Raw genomic sequence first — 17,413 nt, 5'->3', positions numbered from 1 at the left:
TTTCGCCGCACGCATTTTCACGGCTTGCCTCCGCCTTAGCCTTCTCATCCGCCTTGTCGCCATCTCCCGGTGCGGCCGTACCTTGCCAATGGCCGAACGGCGCGTTTTCGTAAGGAGAATAGGACTTCATATAGTCGTAGACCTTCTCATCGTGAAGCGGATCGCCCCACTCGTCCCATTCCGTGACCGTCAGCGGCAGCGACGGGTCGAGGATCGAGGTGAGTGCGTCAACGAAGGGCACGTCGGCTTCGATGCCCGCGAAGCATTCCGGTGCCATATTCGCCACGGCACCCATCAGAAGACCTCCTGCCGAACCGCCGTTTGCGACGGTGCGTTTGGGGTCTGCGAGTCCGGCCTGTTGCAAGGCTTTGGTGCCGTCCACGAAATCCGTGAAAGTATTACGTTTATTGAGCCTTCGACCTTGCTCGTACCACGCCCGGCCCATTTCGCCGCCGCCACGAACGTGTACCACGGCGTAGAGAACGCCACGGTCGAGCATGCTTACGCGCGCCACGGAAAAACCGGGGTCACTGTCGGCTTCGTAGGCACCGTAACCGGTGATGAACATCGGCCCGCCAACAGAAGGTCCACCACTCCCCTGTCGCGAAACGTTGCCCGAAGCCGAATCGCCCGCATCGGCGGTCTTATTCTCCGCAGCGGAACGTTCATTATTGTCACCATTGCGATTCGGCCTATCGCCATTGGCCAGGAAAGAACCACGCAGCATCGCTTGAGGCGTGGGGTTATCGGCCATATCGAGCAAATCAATGCTGCTCAAATCATCACCCAACGCGCTCATGGCCTTGCAACGATCCGGCCGCCAAACCAAAGAGACCGGCACCAGCTCGCCGTCGCGCACACGCACCCAGATACGCCGTTCGCGGTAGTCCCCCGCGTCGAAACCACCATGCACCTTTGCCCGCTTGAGCAGTTTGCTTTCGCCGGTCGCAACGTCGAGCTCACGCAACTGGCCCGGCTGCGTATAGCTCGCGAACGAATAGCGCAGGCGCGGCACATTATAGGAGGGATTGCCGCCGGCGGAAATCGAATAGAGGCGATCAGCGCAAGAAGCAGGGTCGTCATTCCCGCTTTTCGGCAACTTCGAATGTTGAGCCAAGAGACGATCCCCGGAATCCGCAGCCTTGTCGGAATCAGCCTCATTGCCGCTTCCATCGCACGCTGGCATGCAATCCGTTTCGGGCTTCAGTTCGTCGAAGCGCCATGGACGGTGCGCCAGGAAGTCTTCCAACGCATCGCTTTTGGTCATGACCGCGATATGCGGAAGGCTGTCTTTGCGATAGCTCAACACCACGAAATTGCGATACATCGCGATGCCTTCGATACCCAGTCCGTGAGCACCACGCAGGATTTCAGGATTGCCGGGATTGCTATACGGCGTATTCACCGGCTTTCTTGACGCCCCGGGTTCCACCTCATCTCCGCGCTCGCAACCATACGGCGAACCTTGGGCCACAATCACGCCCTCGCCCAATGCATACGGTGGTTCGTGCGAACTCAGATCCACCACGTCCATCTCGAAATTGGGGTTCTTCGCATTGTGGTAAACCAGCGCGACCGGGATATCCGAACCAGCCTCGCCGCCGCCTTCGAACCGCGCGAAACTCACGTCGTATTCGATGCCTTCCTGCCGCGGTATGAAGGCCCTGAACTCGCCTTCCGGATCGTCGACCGGGAGTATCAGAACCTCGCTGGTGGTTTTGGAGGAGCAGCCGATGACCATATTGCGCTCGTCAAAGCTCAGGCCGACACCGATCCAGAAGCGTTCGTCGGTTTCGCGGAACACCTCGACATCCTTTTCAACGCTCGTGCCGACCTCGTGCCGGCGCACCGCATACGGCCGCCACGACTGGTCGAGCAGAGTATAAAACACCCATTTGCCATCAGGCGTGAAACAGGCTTCCGCAATGCCCTTGAACACTTCGGGCAGTTCGTGACCATCCTCAAGACTGCGAATGCGATAGTCGTAGCGTTCGCTGCCTGCCGTGTCAACGCCATAGAGCAGCCAACGTCCGTCACGGGTCAAATCAAGCCCGCCCAAACGGAAGAAATCATGACCTTTCGCCTCGACGTTCGGATCGAAGACCACCTGCTCCCCCGGCATTGAGCCGGGCGCGTCGCTTGCCTTGATTTGCGGCGGCTCCCAGTCGTCCGGTCCGGCGATCGGCAGGCGGCACTGCACTCCATATTGCAGCCCCTCCTGCGTGCGCACAAAATACCAATAATCATCCATTCGTGTGGGCACGGACATATCCGTCTCGTCAACCCGCGACTTGAGTTCCTCGAAAAGGCGATGCTTCAGCCCATCGAAACCGGCCGTCCTCGCCCGGTAATAGTCATTTTCTTCTTGCACAAACCGTTGCAATTCCAGCGAATCCTTGTCGCGCATCCACTCGTAAGGGTCGATAAAGGTGTCGCCGTGCACCGTGCGCGGGTGCGGCTCGCATTTTGCGCGCGGAACGGGCAAAACCTGTGGAATAGTCGGGCTTTCGGCAGCTTGCGTCGACGGTGCCGTAGAGTTCGTTTCGTCTGTCATAAGCATCAAGCCTATACTCATCGAACGAACAACAATATCGAGCGAAAATCAAGGCGGCAATTCGGAAACTGCGACCATCAGAGCCTGCGAATAGCCGATTGTCGACGATTATCGGTTACACGAAATCCGCTATCGCGGTCGTGATTGTTTTCGATTACCCTGCCATCAGTCCGGAGCCAAACCTGACATCGGATGTACACCATCAGCCATCTCGCAAGGCAGAAACCTACTCGATCCCCAACGTATTACGCAAATACGGCAGCATCGTCTTCATGATATTGGACCCGGTGGTGCCGGTGAAAACGGGGACGTCGGTGACCGGCATCGGCTGGGTGGCGGTGAGCCCCGCAACTTGGGCCAAAGCCGAAGACTCGCGTGGGCTCAACTCACGAATGGCGATGGCCAGCACGCGCCCCGGGTAGCGCCGCGCGATGGTGGCGTAGGTCACCGGGTCCTTCTGCCCGTCGTCGCCGATGAGGATGAATTTCATATCCGGGAAATCCTCCATCAACTGCTCGGCGAACTGAAGTTTGTGCTCGACGCCGGAGGGAATGAAGGTCTTGGGCCGCGGATCGAGGTCGCGCAGCAGCAGAGGCCCGGCCGGATAGCCTTGATCGATGATGAAATTGCGTATCGAGCTCTCGACGTTCCACGGCGAGGTCGACAGATAGAAGAATGGCGCACCCGGCATCATATCGGCCAGCCTGGTGAACAATGCGCTCATCCCCGGCACGGTGCTGCGTTTCTTGGGATTGAGCAGAAGCAGGTTATAGGCCGCTTTCACCGGACTCGGAGCATGGGTGACCATGATGGTGTCGTCGACGTCGGTGATGATGCCCACCGACGCTGCGGCCGGCACCACGAACAGCTCCGAAGTCACCTTCCTGCGCCCGGCCACCTGGTAGGAGACCACATGAGTGCCCGGCGTATTGCCGCGCTCGGCGAGAAGATCGAGGTAACCGGCACTATCGGAGATGGCATATGCCGAGCTGGTTTCCCGCGAGGAATCGTAGCGGTCGTAGATCTCGGAAACGCCGACCTGAACCTGATTGACCGGCACCCCATCGATGGCGATTTTCACGCGCACCCCGGCCGCCGGTACCGCGAGCATGCCCCGGATACCACGCATCAGCTCACCGGAACTCGAACCGCCTGGCGCCATCACCGTCCGGCAGACGAGCCGTGCGTAGTCGTTAGTCCCGTAGCCGGCGTATGGCTCGACTTTCGGGTACCAACCCAACTTGCGTACCAGCTTGGTCGAAAATCGGGTCCACGCGCCGAATCCGCGAGTAATGGCTTTGCGGCTGCCCTGAGCCCAAGGTTCGCGCCATCGACGAGGCGCGCCGATGGCCTTCGGGGAATCAAACGACGTGGAAGCGCGGTGTACCTCAATCGGCACAGTCGGCATTTGGCCGGCCTGCTCCGAGCTCTCGTACTGTTTGACACGTTTGCGTACCATCGGCTTCCGTTCGTTTGAGATTGGGGTGCGTGTTTGGTCTGGTATTTGGTTTTCGTTTATTGATAAGCAATTATTGATATTGAATATTATTTACTAATAATCCAGTGTCGATAATGGATTATTGAGCGCGGCGAACCATGGCGGCATACTGGTCGGCATCCATCAGCTCCGGCTCATCGCCATCCATTTCGATTTTGAGAATCCAGCCTTCACCATACGGGTCATTGTTGATGACCTGCGGATCGTCGGAAACGGCCTGATTGACGTACTTGACGGTGCCTTCGACCGGGGAAATGAGGTTTTGCACGGTTTTAGCGCTTTCCATTTCCACGATTTCGTCTCCCGCACGCACCGGGGTGTCGGTTTCGGGCAAATCGACATAGACGATTTCACCCATCTGCGAGGCCGCGTATTCGGTCAGGCCGATGACGGCCAGCCCATCCACATCCTCGACCCACACATGGTCGGCGGAATATTGCAGATGGTCGGGCACATCCAAAGAAACGGATTCTGCAGCCGTGCTGGCCATCCCGGAATCGGTGGCATCGTTGGTGGTGCCGGCGTCTTCGGTTTCGTCGAAATCATCGATATCGTTTTCGTTCATACTGCCAGATTACAGCATCGGCCACTTATCCGTTTTGCATTGCGCGAAACCCGTTGTCATGCCCGGCGGTTTCCTATCGAATGCCTAGGATTTCACAGCTATCCCGATAATCACCGAGTGCAAACAGATATCTGAATGTAACTGAATGCTGCCAAACGCCTTTACATAAATCAAACGCCCTGCTTGCCGAAACAAACAGAGCGCCTAACGATAAAAACCGAACGGATCCGCGTTTAACGCACCGGACCGCCGGGCTGAGCACCGACGACCTGGACCAACGTGCCTTGCGGGCAGTTGTCGAAGATCCACTTGGCGTCCGAGATATTCATGTTGACGCAGCCGTGCGAGCCGTGGCCGGCCGGGTCGCCGGTGCCAATACCCGTCGGGTTCCAGGGAGCGCCGTGGAAGCCCTGACCACCGTTGAAATAGCTGACCCATTGCACGTTGGGGGTGACGTAATCCGCCCCGCGCATGGTCTGAACGGTGTAGCGCACGTTGATGACGTAGTTGCCGAGGCTGGTCTCGTGGCCGGGTTTGCCGGTGCACACCGGGAAGGACTGCACCTGCTGGTCGTCCTTGTAGACGGTGGCCGTCTGGGTGGAGCGGTCGACGACGATGCGCATTTCGGATTTGGTCTGCTTGACGTCGAATTTGGTGATGTCCGCCGCGGCCTGAATGGTGGCCGGCTGGCTGCTGGTCATCGCGTTGTAGACCTGATCGGCCACCGAGTTGCCGTCTTTGACCTTGACGCCGTTGACACCCTTGGTCATGGTCACAAGCACGTTGCCCGAACCATCGACGATATCCTGCTGGCTGACCATGTCCTGATCGAGCCGCTTGGGCATTTCGCTGTTCATATAGCCGGCGATCGCGGCCTTGTCGATGTCGAGTTTGATGGATCCCTTTTCGAGATCCGCGTTGGGCTTGATCCACGAAGCGAGCTGCACCACCGGCACCTCGAACTTGCCCGCATCGCCGTTGCCGATGACGATCTTGTTCGCCAGAATCTTGTTCGCGCTGTCAGCGGCAGTTCGGGCGGTCTCTTCGGTGATGGGGGTATCGATGTTCTTGTAGGAAATCTTGACGGACTTGACTTGCCCCGGGTCGGCGATCAGGGTATTGACGGACTTCTTGACGCCGTTCATTTCCGGCGAACGTCCGCCGTGCCCCGCGTTGGCCACAAACGTATTGGTATTGCCATCGAAAGCGATGCTGGAAGGAACGGCCTTGTCGCCGTCCTTGACGAACGTGTTGGTCAGGTAAGTATCGATAGGGAGGTCGGCCACGTCGGCCGCGAGCTTCACATCGGCTTTCTGGAACGGAACGATACGACCGGCGCCATCACCCTTGGCCGCCAAAAGGTTCTGCACGGTCTTGTCGGTGTCGACTTTGACGCCCAAATCCTTGAAATTGGCGGTGGCCTTCTTGCCTTGTCCGTCGGTGATGATGATCTTCGAGTTTTGTACTCGCTGGTCCACAGTCTGTTTGAGTTGCGTGGCATCCTGTCCGGCCACGGCCACATTGCCGAGGGAGACTCCCGGCGCCGCCTTGTCTTTGTAATACCAACGTGCGCCAAAGAACGAAGCCACCAATGCTACGATAAGCACCGCGAACACGATGGCCGCGATAATGATTCCCAGATGACGCTTGCCCTTTTTCTTGAGCTGCACGTGAGCACCGATACCAAGCGCGGCAATATCGGCTTGACTCAATTCGCTCGTCAAAGCCTCAGGCTCATTGCCGTTGTTGATCACGTTGTCCATTACTTCCTCCAGATACCCTTCTCAGCGTACTGAGGTACTAGGTTATCCCAGAGATATGACGTCAAGGTAGTGCAGAAAGCAATAAACGAAGCCGTTCGCCATATAGCGAAAAACGAAACGCCCAAACAGATAATCGCAAGGTATCTAAATATTTAACCTGACAAAAACAATTCGTTTTTGCATTACAGTTCTTGTCCGTACCATTCTTCGATCATGTAACGCGCGACCGTCGCCTTGCCGGGCTGCGCCACCCAACCGCTGGTCAGGGCCTCTGCGAATTCGTCTCTGGTGAAGAAACGGGCATCGAGCGTTTCATGGCCATCCACCTTGACGTCGGTGCCAAGCGCCCGCGCCTTGAATGCCATCATCAGGGAGGCGGGGAACGGCCAGGGCTGGGAGCCGAGATACTTCACTTCGCCAAGTTCCAGACCTGTTTCTTCCGAGGCCTCGCGCTTTACCGCATGTTCGAGGTTTTCGCCGGCCTCCACGAATCCGGCGCACACCGAATAGAAGGACGGATTCTTCCAAGCCTTGTTATGCTGCAGCAGCAATCTGTCCTGTCCATCGACGATCGAGGTGATCACCGCCGGCTCGATGCGTGGGAAGAGCGGCGAATGATGGGCCTTACAGTTTTCGTTGCTGCATTGCTGGGCCCATCCGGCCAATGTCGGACGAACCGCACAACCGCAACGAGGGCAGTATTTCTGATTATTATGCCAGTTGCTCAGCGCGACCGCCGTGGTGGCCTGCCCGGCTTCGCGAGCCGAGGCATGCGGGGCAAAACCCAACAGCGAGACCCAGTCGAAACGCTGCAAGGCGCGTTCGAGCACCCGGGATTGCGCGGAAGCGCTACCTGCATCGGCAATCTTTGCGAAGCCAGAAACATCAAGCGCCACAACCGCCTGTGGATGTTCGCTGCCAACACCATAGCTGCCAAGGAACATCGGGATGATACCGGTTTCTGCGGTATCGCCAAGCTGGTTCCCAAGCTCACGCAAAACGTATTCGCCGGGCACTCCGGCCAAGCGTATCTTCGCGGTTTCGTAATCGACCCGCGCGGCCTGTCCGTCGGGAACGGCCACAAGCCCGTCCCGCACGAAAACTACGGTGGTCTTCGGCTGTGCCAAAACCTCGTCGAAGAGGTTCGGGTCGTTTCTGCACTCGCTCTGGTAGTCAATGTCGCCTTGCGCAAGAGGCAGGAACGGCAGCACCTGTGTCAGCGCCAACGATGAAAACGAAGCAACCATGTCAACCTCTTTCAATCTTTCAGAAGGGTCTATTCCCGTGAATTTCGTGCGCTTTTACTTGCGCCATTATATGAAATGCTATAACAGATTAATCATTATCGAGCAACGACAGCGGGGTTTGCTCCTCAAGATGCACTTTTTGCACCCCAGCGTCAAATAACTGCACTTTAGCCAGTCCAACTTGCACTTTCCAAACAGCAGCGTCACAAAAGTGCACTTTAGCCCACCCAACTCGCACTTTCCAAACAGCAGCGTCACAAAAGTGCACTTTAGCCCACCCAACTCGCACTTTCCAAACAGCAGCGTCAGAAAAACGCACCTTAACCCACCCAACTCGCACCTTCCAAACAGCAGCGTCACAGCGATCAAACGCCACGGGCTAACCGGCAACCGCTTATACGCGTTCGACCAAATCAAGCAGGGCGTTCGCCACGGCATCGGGATGCTCGACGGCGCTGAAATGCCCGCAATCCGGGATTGAGGTGAAAGCGACGGACGGGGAGGTCATGGCGTCGGCCATCGGCCGCATCTTGGCAGGCGGACTCGATGGGTCATTCTCGCCACTGATAATCGCCACGGGAGCGGTAATGCGCGCCAGTTGGTCGGTGGTGTCGACGCGGCCGGCTGCCATACGTTCGCGCCACGTCAAACCTTCCGGACGCTGGTCGCGAATCCAACCGGTCAGCAAGTCCTGGAACGGCTGACTTCGTTTGATGGTGGAATCCCCTTCCTGCGGACGCGCGAAATGCATCACCGGCTCGACGGTGTTGTCACTTTCGCAAGTTTTGGCAATTTTCAGACGGTTTACGCGGGCCTCGGGGCTGTCGGCAGTAGTGGTGGTGTCGCATAAGGCAAGTCCGGCAACGGTTTCGGGGAACAGACGCTCAATATCCATCGCGATATAACCGCCCATCGAAAGGCCTACCCAGATGGCCTTTTCGTGGCCGGTGATATGCAAGACGGAAACGTAGGCTTCGGCCACCTTGTCCATCGCCTCGACGTAAGCGCCGTCCTCGGCAATCGTTCCGGTAGCTTGTGCATCCGGAATCGAGGCGTCGCCTGCACCCGGCGTATCCGGGGCCCAGATCGGGAACGGTGCCACCCCGCGCTGATCGCCCAACCTGATCAGGCTTGCCGCGCAATCATCCCACATTCGCGCATCCACCGGAAAGGCGTGCAGAAGAATGAGCGGAATGGCTTTTCCAGAACGATAGACCTTACTATTAATGCGAATATTCATACAACACTTCCTATAAAACCGATAAGCCCTGTAAGAACGGCCATAATCCATGCATATGGACTCTTTGCCGAATCAAGACCGGGCACGCGAGACTATCTCAAATCTTCAATCTGAACTTAATCTCGTTTTTCTTGACAAAGCCGTACCAAGTGCCGAAAACGTTCAAAACAAGCAAAGCAAGGTCATTCACAGGAACTCCGAGAGACCCAACCCAACACCAACGGCAGGTGTGCAAAGTCCCTGAAAGCAACTCGCAGGCATCGAGTCCGTCGTCTCAAAACTTTCCATATATGCCATGCGATCAAACGCCGCCACCAAACGACTATTCCTCGACGCCGGACCACGAGAGCGCGCGGCGCACAATCTGGCCGTGACCACCGGACATCTGGGCGATGAATGTGTCGAGCTGTTTGCTATCCACCTCGCACCATTCCACGTCCAACGCAGGATCGAGCGGCTTGCAATCGCCGGAAATCTGCACCACATAGCACAGCGCGATGGCATGCTGGCGCGGGTCGTAGAACTCGGAAATGCCGGGGGTCGGGAAGAATTCCGCGACGGTAAAGGGCTGGAGGCTCGCGGGAAGAATCGGCAGGGCAAGGTCGCCCAGATCCTTGGCTATGTTGCGCGCGATAGCCTCACGTATGGTCTCATGGAAAAGAATGCGGCCGGTGATCAGGGTGCGTTCCACCGAACCGCTGTCGCGCACGCGTAGAAGCGAGCCGACCTCGGAAACTCGACCCATTTCGTCGGTACGCACCGGAACCACTTCGGCGTAGACGATGGGCAGTTTGGCTCGCGCCTCGTCGATATCGTGCGGCGTCAGCCAGCCCGGAGGATTGCCGTTGCTGCCACCGCGCACAAAGTCCTCGGGTGTGATGCCATCGAATTCGCCACGATGCCGCCCCGCATCGAAATCGCCCTCGTCGGGCACTTCATCATTCAAGACTGCCATGGCTCCATTATCGTTTCACTGCCTGACGAATGCGCGAAGTGACTGACCTTTTCGTCACTGGCTTAGCAATGTTGGGGTTTACTGAGAGACTGAATATTACATCGTTGACGAGGGTAAGCCCACGAAATGGTGCAACGTACAAGCGGAAGGAGCCATAATCATGGCAACGCAGACTTTGACGGCAAAGAACTTTGAAGAGACCATTACCAGCAACGACCTCGTGTTCGTTGATTTCTGGGCCACCTGGTGCGGCCCGTGCAAGGCGTTCGGCCCGGTTTACGAGAAGGCCAGCGAGGCCAATCCCGACATCGTCTTCGGCAAGGTCGACATCGACCAGAACCAGGACCTTGCCACGGCGGCCGAGATTCAGGCCGTCCCTACGCTGATGATCGCCAAGAAGGGCCAGATCATCTTCAAGCAGGCTGGCGCACTGCGCGCCTCCGACCTTGACGAGGTCATCAAGCAGGCCCGCGCCCTTGATGTCGATGCCAAGGAAGGCGCCAACGCCTGAAATCCTCAAACTTAAGGCAGGAAATGTTCAGGTTCGTCAATTCAAACCAATCTTGAGCAGCTCTTGAACATTTTCACGTAAAGCGATATGCCGATAGCCAGCAACGTTTGGCTATCGGCATATTTGTTACCAAATCGACAGAATAACAGCGTTTCAGATAGTAATACGTAATTCACATTATCAAAATTCACTATATTATGACCGTTTATCCAAAAGATTTTTCGTGCCACCGCGTTATAATTATGTTTGTTTTGTAATGTAGTGATGTACCCGCCAAGCTGGATTGAGAAGTTGTGGCGTTGCATCCCGCGCGGCAGATACGCGCGTAAGAGATTTGAGATGAGAGTTGTGCAGTGCGTCGGTTGTTCGACGCATTGAAACTGTAGGACTACTTAGGAGTATTTAAGGCAAATGGCTAAGGCTAACCACCGTAAGCAAACCAAGACCTTGAGGTCGCTGAGCAAACGCCAGTGGACGAAGATCGCGGCCGGCGTAGCAGCGGTTGTGGCATTAGTGGGCGGCAGCGTCATCGCCGTCCATTCCCATGAAGCACGCCAGAATTCCGTCAATCGCGTCACTTCGTATTCGGCCACCGATGCCAATGCACTGGGCGTTTCCCGTGGCAGCGACCGCGAGGATCTTCGCGGCGGCAAGGCCGGCGACACCTACGTCACCGTCAAAATCAACGGCAAGAACCGCGCCGTGGTCGGCTCCCACTTCACCGACGTCAAGTCCGTGCTCGACCAGGGCGACATCACCCTTGAGACCGGTGACGTCGTCAACCCAAGCCTCAAGACCAAGGTCAACGAATCCACCGTCATCACCATCGAGCGTGCAGACGCGAATCTCGAGACAACAGAGGCTCCCATTGGTTTCAACGTCGTGACCAAGGAAACTTCCGATTTGCCCAGGGGCCAGCAAAAGGTTGAGTCCGAAGGCCAGGAAGGTGTGATGGAGACTACGAGCCTCGTCACCAAGGCCGGTCAGAAGACCATCTCCTCCAACGTATTCACTTCATTCGTGCGTCAGGCTCCCGTCGACAAGGTCATTCTTGTAGGCACTGGCTCCGGCTCCTCCGTTTCCAGCGCAGCCGCGAACATCGGCTCCACCGTTCCTGTCGGCGAGATGCAGCAGTGGGCGCATGATTACCTGCTTTCCAACGGCGGCTCCGAAGCCGACTTCACCGCCACCGTCTTCATCATCAGCCACGAATCCGGCTGGCGAGTCGATGCACAGAATCCTTCTGGTGCTTACGGCCTGCCTCAGGCACTGCCCGGTAGCAAGATGGCAAGCGCCGGTGCCGACTGGGCGACGAACTATCAGACCCAGCTCAAGTGGTTCTGGGGCTATTGCGCACGCTACGGCGGTGTGCAAGGCGCCTACGCCCACTGGCAGACGGCCCACAGCTACTAAAATCCAGCGTAGCGTAAATCTTTTCAGTTGGGGCTTCCGGTTACACGCCGGAAGCCCCAATTTGTATTTGAAATGAAAAGTAGCCGCCACCATGCATGCACACGGTGGCGGCTACTTAACTATCGGTCTATTAGAACTTATTGGAGAAACGTCAGTCCTTGCGGAAGCCCTTCGGGTTCTTGGTCTGCCAATTGAGAGACGAAGCGGCCATCTCATCGATGCCCAGCTCAGCCTTCCAACCCAGCTCACGCTCTGCCTTCGAGGAATCCGCGTAGCAAGCCGCGATGTCGCCGGGGCGACGTGGCTTGATGGCGTACGGGATCTTGTGGCCGGCGGCCTTCTCGTAGGCCTTGATGACTTCAAGGACGGAGTAGCCGTGGCCGGTGCCGAGGTTGTAGGTGTAAACGCCCGGATTCTCAATCTTGTCGATCACCGCAACGTGGCCGCGGGCCAGGTCGACGACGTGGATGTAATCGCGCACGCCGGTACCGTCGGGGGTTGGGTAATCATTGCCGTAGACCTGGACTTCCTTGAGCTCACCCAGCGCCACCTTGGCGATGTAGGGGGTGAGGTTGGCGGGGATGCCCTTCGGGTCCTCGCCGAGCAGTCCGGAGGAGTGCGCGCCGACCGGGTTGAAGTAGCGCAGCAGCACGATGGTCCATGAATCGTCGGCAACATAGACGTCGCGCAGGATCTGCTCCTGGAAGAGCTTCGAGGTGCCGTATGGGTTAGTGGTACCGCCGACAGGGCTTTCCTCGGTGAGCGGCAGATGCTCGGCCTTGCCGTAGACGGTGGCGGACGACGAGAAGATGATCTTCTTGACGTTGTGGTCGCGCATCGCCTTCAGCAGCACCATGGTGCCGGTCAGGTTGTTGTCGTAGTATTCGATTGGCTTGGCGACAGACTCACCCACAGCCTTGAGGCCCGCGAAGTGGATGACCCAGTCGACGTCGTTCTCTTCGAAGATGCGGTTCATCAGCTCCTCGTCGCGCACGTCCCCGTCGTAACGCTTCACGGTCTTGCCGGTGATCGTCTTGACGCGATCAAGCGCTTCCGGCACGGAATTGACGTAATTGTCGACGCTGATGACGTCGTACCCCTTGTTCAGCAGCTCCACATCGGTGTGCGTGCCGATATATCCGGCTCCCCCGGTAACCAACACAGTTGTCATTTTTGCTCCTTAATTGTGTCGTAACCTAACAAAACTTAACATTAACACACATATAGTACACACGCTTTGTAACAATTTGCAACATCTATATCGCTTGCGTGTTGTCAAATCGGAGCGCAAATGCCGTCCAGTATTCAACAATGTTAGCATCTCCGACACCGAACAAATAAAAACGAAAACGGCCGATACGAAACCGCCCCAAACATCGCCGTTCGAGATGAAACCTTCAAGCCAAAACCGTTCTAAACCTTACTGACCGATAGATCATCAAGACAAAAAAATTGGTTTAAACGCTACTGACCAATGCGTCACTGCCATTACCGATAAAACGAAACGAGTCCAAGACATTACCGATCGAGACGTCACTGCCTGCAAAAGCTGCTTTCACCTGGTGTTTTGACCGAGAGGTCTCACCGCAAGCCCGAAAATCCTCAGCACAGACAGGAAGCCACGTCACGAACAGGAAACCTCACCACAAACGGAAAGCCGCACCCCGTCACTTGCCGTCCATCGCCATGAGTTGATCGATGGTAACGAATTCATAGCCCTGGCCCTTGAGGCCGTCGATGATTTGAGGCAGCGCCGCGATATCCTCGGTCCGGTCGCCGCCACCGTCATGCATCAGAATCACGGCGCCGTTGTATGCCTTGGAAAGCGCCGCATTGGCTATCGCCGGCGCACCGGGCTTCTTCCAATCCTGCGTATCGATGGTCCATATCACGTTATAATCAAGCAGATCGCTGACATAAAGCCACTGGTTGGGCCCGAAATTGCCGTACGGAGCCCGCAGCATCCTGGTGGTGACCTCGGAAGCCGACTTGATGCTGGCCAGGCCCTGCGTGATGTTTTCGCGCAGCTGATCGGGGTTGAGCTTGTACATGTCGGGGTGCGAATAGCTGTGGCTGGCCACCTGGTGGCCCTCAGCCGCCATGCGCTTCTCATATTGCGGCCATGCCGCCGCGCCATTGCCGACGTCGAAGAACGTGGCTTTGACACCTTCCTGTTTCAGGATGTCGAGAATAGGTCCGCTGTACTGGCTGGGGCCGTCATCGAACGTCAGCGCGACCACCTTGTGACTTGCCGGCTTGGGCGAGAACGTATCAACAATGACGTTTTTCGGCTGCTTGACCACGCCTTTGTCGACCTTTTCGCCGGAAATCTTGCCGGTCCACACTTCCTGCCTGCCTTGTTCGCCCTTCTGAGTGAGTTTTTGTATGACACCATGGCCGTTGACGTTGACACCGAACGGAATCATCGTACGCTGAACATCATGCTTCTCGGTCAGGTTCTTACCGTCTTTTACGGTAATTTTCGCGTTTTCGGTGAGCTTGACCTTATTGAGGTCTGTGGAAGCATTGGCTGCGTTCACCGCGGAACTTTTATCACTCTTTCCCGCACTTTTCGCAGAGCCGGTAGCCTCAGCACCCTTGGCTCCGTTGGCATCCTTGATTTCCTTACCATTGAGTGTATATCTCACCGGACCGCCGCCCGCCCCTTTGAGGACCTTGCCCGAAACAGAAAGCAACATGCCCGGCTTGGCACCGAAATTATCGTTATCTGCCACCAACTTACCAAGAGACGTATTGGCGCTTACCCTCTGCTCGGCACCATTGACACTCACCGTGATAGGGCGGAATTGGCTGTAGCCCCACGCCCCGACGCCCGTAAGCGCGAGCACAACGACGAGAACGAGCGCAACGATAAGCGAGACGCGCGCCCACTTGGGCATCTTAGAGGATTTGGCCACCTTGATCGACAGTTCCTCGATAGGCGTCTCTCCGGAGGGCTTTTCTTCTGGTTCTGTAGATGAGACGGAAGCTGGTTCCGAGGAAGGTCCAGCAGATGTCGCGTCTCGGCCCGACTCCAGTGAGTAGTCATCTTCATTATCATCGGCATTTTTGGAATCATTACCATCGCCGGCGCCGGAAGCAACATCTCGATCAGCAGCATCAGGAGCCACATCGCGGCTCGCGTCATCCGGGCCATCCGCGCTATCTACATCGTCAGCGTGGCCAACATCTTCCGAATTCCCCGAATCGCCCACGTCACCTTCGCCGCCATTATCAGCTTCGGTTTTATAACCAGCAACAGCTCCGGTTTTATGACCAGTTCCGTCTTTATTATCTGCGTTGGCCTCTTGAGTGGCCTCGTCCGTATTGTCGGCATTATCGTCTTCAGCGCGGTCACTAGTTTCTGCTTCGTTACTTACCGCTTTATCGTTACTTACCGCTTTATCGTTACCTACCGCTTTATCATTCCCAGAAACAATCTGGCTCTTAATCTTTTCTTTACGGCTGGTATCAGCCTCATTTTGGCGGACTTCGTTATAATTGGCAACGTCTTTGACACCGTTCACATCGTCGTAAGCAAAGTCGGCTTTGTCGCCGCGCGTGACGACGGCTTTACCAGATATAGGCTTCCTGCGCTTATTCCTCCTGCGTGTCATCGTTTCCCTTCATCTGCCAATGCGGATTCCTCCGCGCTCTCAACGGTAGTCACCATCTAAGTAAGACACTACACAATCAGGTGGAAATGAAGAAAACCGGGAGATTCGAAGTACAGACGGTTTAACAAAATAAATAACAATCCTCTTTCGTGCATAAGCTGACCATAATTGCCGATGCACTTTTGCAAGATCACTGGCCTTGTTTCTTGTACTTGGCCTCGGTGGCCGCCGTGGCAGGCCTCCACCAGTCCTCGTTGTCCGTATACCACTGGATGGTCTGTCTGAGGCCGGATTCGAAATCGGTGTGCTTCGGCTTCCATCCCAGCTCAGTCATGAGCTTGGTCGGGTCGATGGCGTAACGACGGTCGTGGCCGGGGCGGTCGCGCACCCAGTCGAACGCGTCCTCGCTCTGGCCCATCACGCGCAGGATGTCGTGCAAGACGTCAAGATTGTTGCGCTCGCCGTTCGCGCCGATCAGGTAGGTCTCGCCGATCCTGCCTTTGGTGAGGATCGCCCAGACCGCGCTGGAATGGTCCTCGGTGTGGATCCAGTCCCGTACGTTCAGGCCGTTGCCGTAGAGCTTCGGACGCACGCCGTCCAGGATGTTCGTGACCTGACGGGGAATGAACTTCTCCACATGCTGGTACGGGCCGTAGTTATTCGAGCAGTTCGAGATCGTGGTCTTGAGGCCGTAGGTGCGGTGCCAGGCGCGCACCAGCATGTCGGCGCTGGCCTTGCTGGACGAATACGGCGAGGACGGGCGGTACGGAGACTGAGGCGTGAAGCGGTGCGGGTCGTCAAGCGCGAGGTCGCCATAAACCTCGTCCGTGCTGATCTGGTGGTAGCGGACGTCGTACTTACGCGCCGCCTCAAGCAGACGGTACGTGCCCACGATATTGGACTGAATGAACGGCTCCGGGTCAGCGATGGAATTGTCGTTGTGCGACTCGGCCGCATAATGCACGATGGCGTCGTGGCCGGGAACGATCTTGTCGAGCAGATCGGCGTCGCAGATGTTGCCGTGCACGAACTCGACCTGGTTTTCAGGCAGCCCGGCGATATTCTCGATATTGCCGGCGTAGGTCAGCGCGTCCAGCACCGTGACGTGCGTTTCCGGATGGTTCTTCGCCACCCAGCGCACGAAATCCGAGCCAATAAACCCGCATCCGCCGGTTACAATAATGTTCTTGGGCACAAATAATGATCCAGCCATCAAAACCGAACCTTTCGAATAAAAATATATTCTTAAGTAAATTTACATATCCAACAGGCAACAAATTTACTTGTGCAACAAATAAAGGAAGAACGATGAAAGCGTAATCCCGTCGACAATGCCGCCTTGCGCGATATACCTTTTAAGGTCGGTTTCCGTTACCCAACGCATGTGCGAAAGTTCCCAGTCGAGTCCTGGCTGCGAGACCCGCGAATCGGAACAGGCCTCGCCGTTGTCTGTTTCCTCGGGTACCTTGGTCAAAGCTTCCCTGCGCTCTTCGTCATCGCGGAATTCGACTCCGGTCACTGCGACATTATCGCGTAACACGCCTGTATCGGCATGGATAATCTGCAAAACCCGAACTTGTGCAACGTCTGCAGAAATCCCAGTCTCCTCATGCAACTCACGCACCGAAGTCTCCTCAACCGTTTCGCCGGGTTCACCCATGCCGCGCGGGAATTCCCATTCCCACTGCTTCACCGACGGCCGCCAGTGACGTGCGACAAGGTAGCGGTCCTCGAGTCCAGAGTCTTGTGCAGCCTTCAAAACCGCGACGCACACGGCTCCCGGCCGGTCATCCTTGACCGAAGCGAAATGGAGCGTCATCTTCTCGCCGGTCCGCTTGGCTACAGCATCCACCGCCGTCACGGTGAAATCCGCGCCGCCCTGCTCACGAAACACCTGACGTTCGCCGCTTAGTTCCAGAGGAATTTCACCGTCCTCAACCCCAAATACATCATCGTTTAAATCAGATTTTGCCGACATATTCAAACCTTCCCATTACACCCATATCCAAGATGTCTTTCGAAGCATGCAACCCATCCATTCACGACATGT

At 56.6% G+C, this 17,413-nt stretch carries 12 protein-coding genes and 2 pseudogenes; 2 read left to right on the top strand and 12 right to left on the bottom strand.

Going from position 1 to position 17,413, the window contains the following annotated elements; translation table 11 throughout:
- Nucleotides 1-103: 103 nt before the first annotated feature.
- The 8 genes and pseudogenes from OZX67_RS09610 to OZX67_RS01885 all read right to left on the bottom strand — a co-directional run.
- Nucleotides 104-1,054 (bottom strand): annotated as a pseudogene (locus OZX67_RS09610) (prolyl oligopeptidase family serine peptidase); the annotation flags it as partial.
- 579 nt (nucleotides 1,055-1,633) lie between these two features.
- A pseudogene (locus OZX67_RS09605) lies at nucleotides 1,634-2,554 on the bottom strand (S9 family peptidase); the annotation flags it as partial.
- A 226-nt stretch (nucleotides 2,555-2,780) separates the two neighbouring features.
- Complete coding sequence (locus OZX67_RS01910; protein WP_277143660.1) at nucleotides 2,781-4,013, bottom strand: phosphatase domain-containing protein; 1,233 nt, start codon at nucleotides 4,011-4,013, stop codon at nucleotides 2,781-2,783.
- Nucleotides 4,014-4,131: 118 nt separating this feature from the next.
- Entirely contained in the window at nucleotides 4,132-4,542 is a 411-nt protein-coding gene (gcvH, locus tag OZX67_RS01905; RefSeq protein WP_277144830.1) for a glycine cleavage system protein GcvH, read from the bottom strand.
- A 308-nt stretch (nucleotides 4,543-4,850) separates the two neighbouring features.
- Complete coding sequence (locus tag OZX67_RS01900; RefSeq protein WP_277143658.1) at nucleotides 4,851-6,380, bottom strand: L,D-transpeptidase; 1,530 nt, start codon at nucleotides 6,378-6,380, stop codon at nucleotides 4,851-4,853.
- Between the two features lie 182 nt (nucleotides 6,381-6,562).
- Nucleotides 6,563-7,627: an NAD(+) diphosphatase gene (gene nudC / locus OZX67_RS01895; protein WP_277143655.1), complete on the bottom strand. Its 1,065-nt coding sequence runs from the start codon at nucleotides 7,625-7,627 to the stop codon at nucleotides 6,563-6,565.
- Nucleotides 7,628-8,021: 394 nt separating this feature from the next.
- Nucleotides 8,022-8,867, bottom strand: coding sequence for an alpha/beta hydrolase (locus tag OZX67_RS01890; protein WP_277143653.1), 846 nt, complete (start codon nucleotides 8,865-8,867; stop codon nucleotides 8,022-8,024).
- A 322-nt stretch (nucleotides 8,868-9,189) separates the two neighbouring features.
- Nucleotides 9,190-9,822, bottom strand: coding sequence for an NUDIX hydrolase family protein (locus OZX67_RS01885; RefSeq protein ID WP_277143651.1), 633 nt, complete (start codon nucleotides 9,820-9,822; stop codon nucleotides 9,190-9,192).
- Nucleotides 9,823-9,982: 160 nt separating this feature from the next.
- Between OZX67_RS01885 and trxA the strand changes: the two genes are divergently transcribed.
- Both trxA and OZX67_RS01875 read left to right on the top strand, forming a co-directional pair.
- The gene (gene trxA, locus OZX67_RS01880) at nucleotides 9,983-10,333 is read left to right on the top strand and encodes a thioredoxin (RefSeq protein ID WP_277143649.1); all 351 of its coding nucleotides are present in this window, start codon (nucleotides 9,983-9,985) and stop codon (nucleotides 10,331-10,333) included.
- A 411-nt stretch (nucleotides 10,334-10,744) separates the two neighbouring features.
- Nucleotides 10,745-11,746 carry a G5 domain-containing protein gene (locus tag OZX67_RS01875; protein WP_277143647.1) on the top strand — a complete coding sequence of 334 codons (1,002 nt, stop codon included), beginning with the start codon at nucleotides 10,745-10,747 and terminating at the stop codon, nucleotides 11,744-11,746.
- A 151-nt stretch (nucleotides 11,747-11,897) separates the two neighbouring features.
- Here the strand turns inward: OZX67_RS01875 and galE are convergent, their stop codons facing one another.
- From galE to OZX67_RS01855, 4 genes are all read right to left on the bottom strand, one after another.
- On the bottom strand, nucleotides 11,898-12,917 hold the full coding sequence (gene galE / locus OZX67_RS01870; protein WP_277143645.1) for a UDP-glucose 4-epimerase GalE: 1,020 nt from the start codon (nucleotides 12,915-12,917) through the stop codon (nucleotides 11,898-11,900).
- A 496-nt stretch (nucleotides 12,918-13,413) separates the two neighbouring features.
- Nucleotides 13,414-15,363 carry a polysaccharide deacetylase family protein gene (locus OZX67_RS01865; protein WP_277143643.1) on the bottom strand — a complete coding sequence of 650 codons (1,950 nt, stop codon included), beginning with the start codon at nucleotides 15,361-15,363 and terminating at the stop codon, nucleotides 13,414-13,416.
- Nucleotides 15,364-15,553: 190 nt separating this feature from the next.
- A complete protein-coding gene (rfbB, locus tag OZX67_RS01860; protein ID WP_277143641.1) occupies nucleotides 15,554-16,576 on the bottom strand; it encodes a dTDP-glucose 4,6-dehydratase in 1,023 nt (340 codons plus the stop codon).
- Nucleotides 16,577-16,642: 66 nt separating this feature from the next.
- The gene (locus OZX67_RS01855; RefSeq protein ID WP_277143639.1) at nucleotides 16,643-17,341 is read right to left on the bottom strand and encodes an NUDIX hydrolase; all 699 of its coding nucleotides are present in this window, start codon (nucleotides 17,339-17,341) and stop codon (nucleotides 16,643-16,645) included.
- Nucleotides 17,342-17,413 lie beyond the last annotated feature (72 nt).

Origin of the sequence: Bifidobacterium sp. ESL0728 (assembly GCF_029392015.1) — a bacterium.
In the GTDB taxonomy this organism is placed as follows: domain Bacteria; phylum Actinomycetota; class Actinomycetes; order Actinomycetales; family Bifidobacteriaceae; genus Bifidobacterium.
This window is presented reverse-complemented; position numbering and strand designations above follow the sequence as displayed.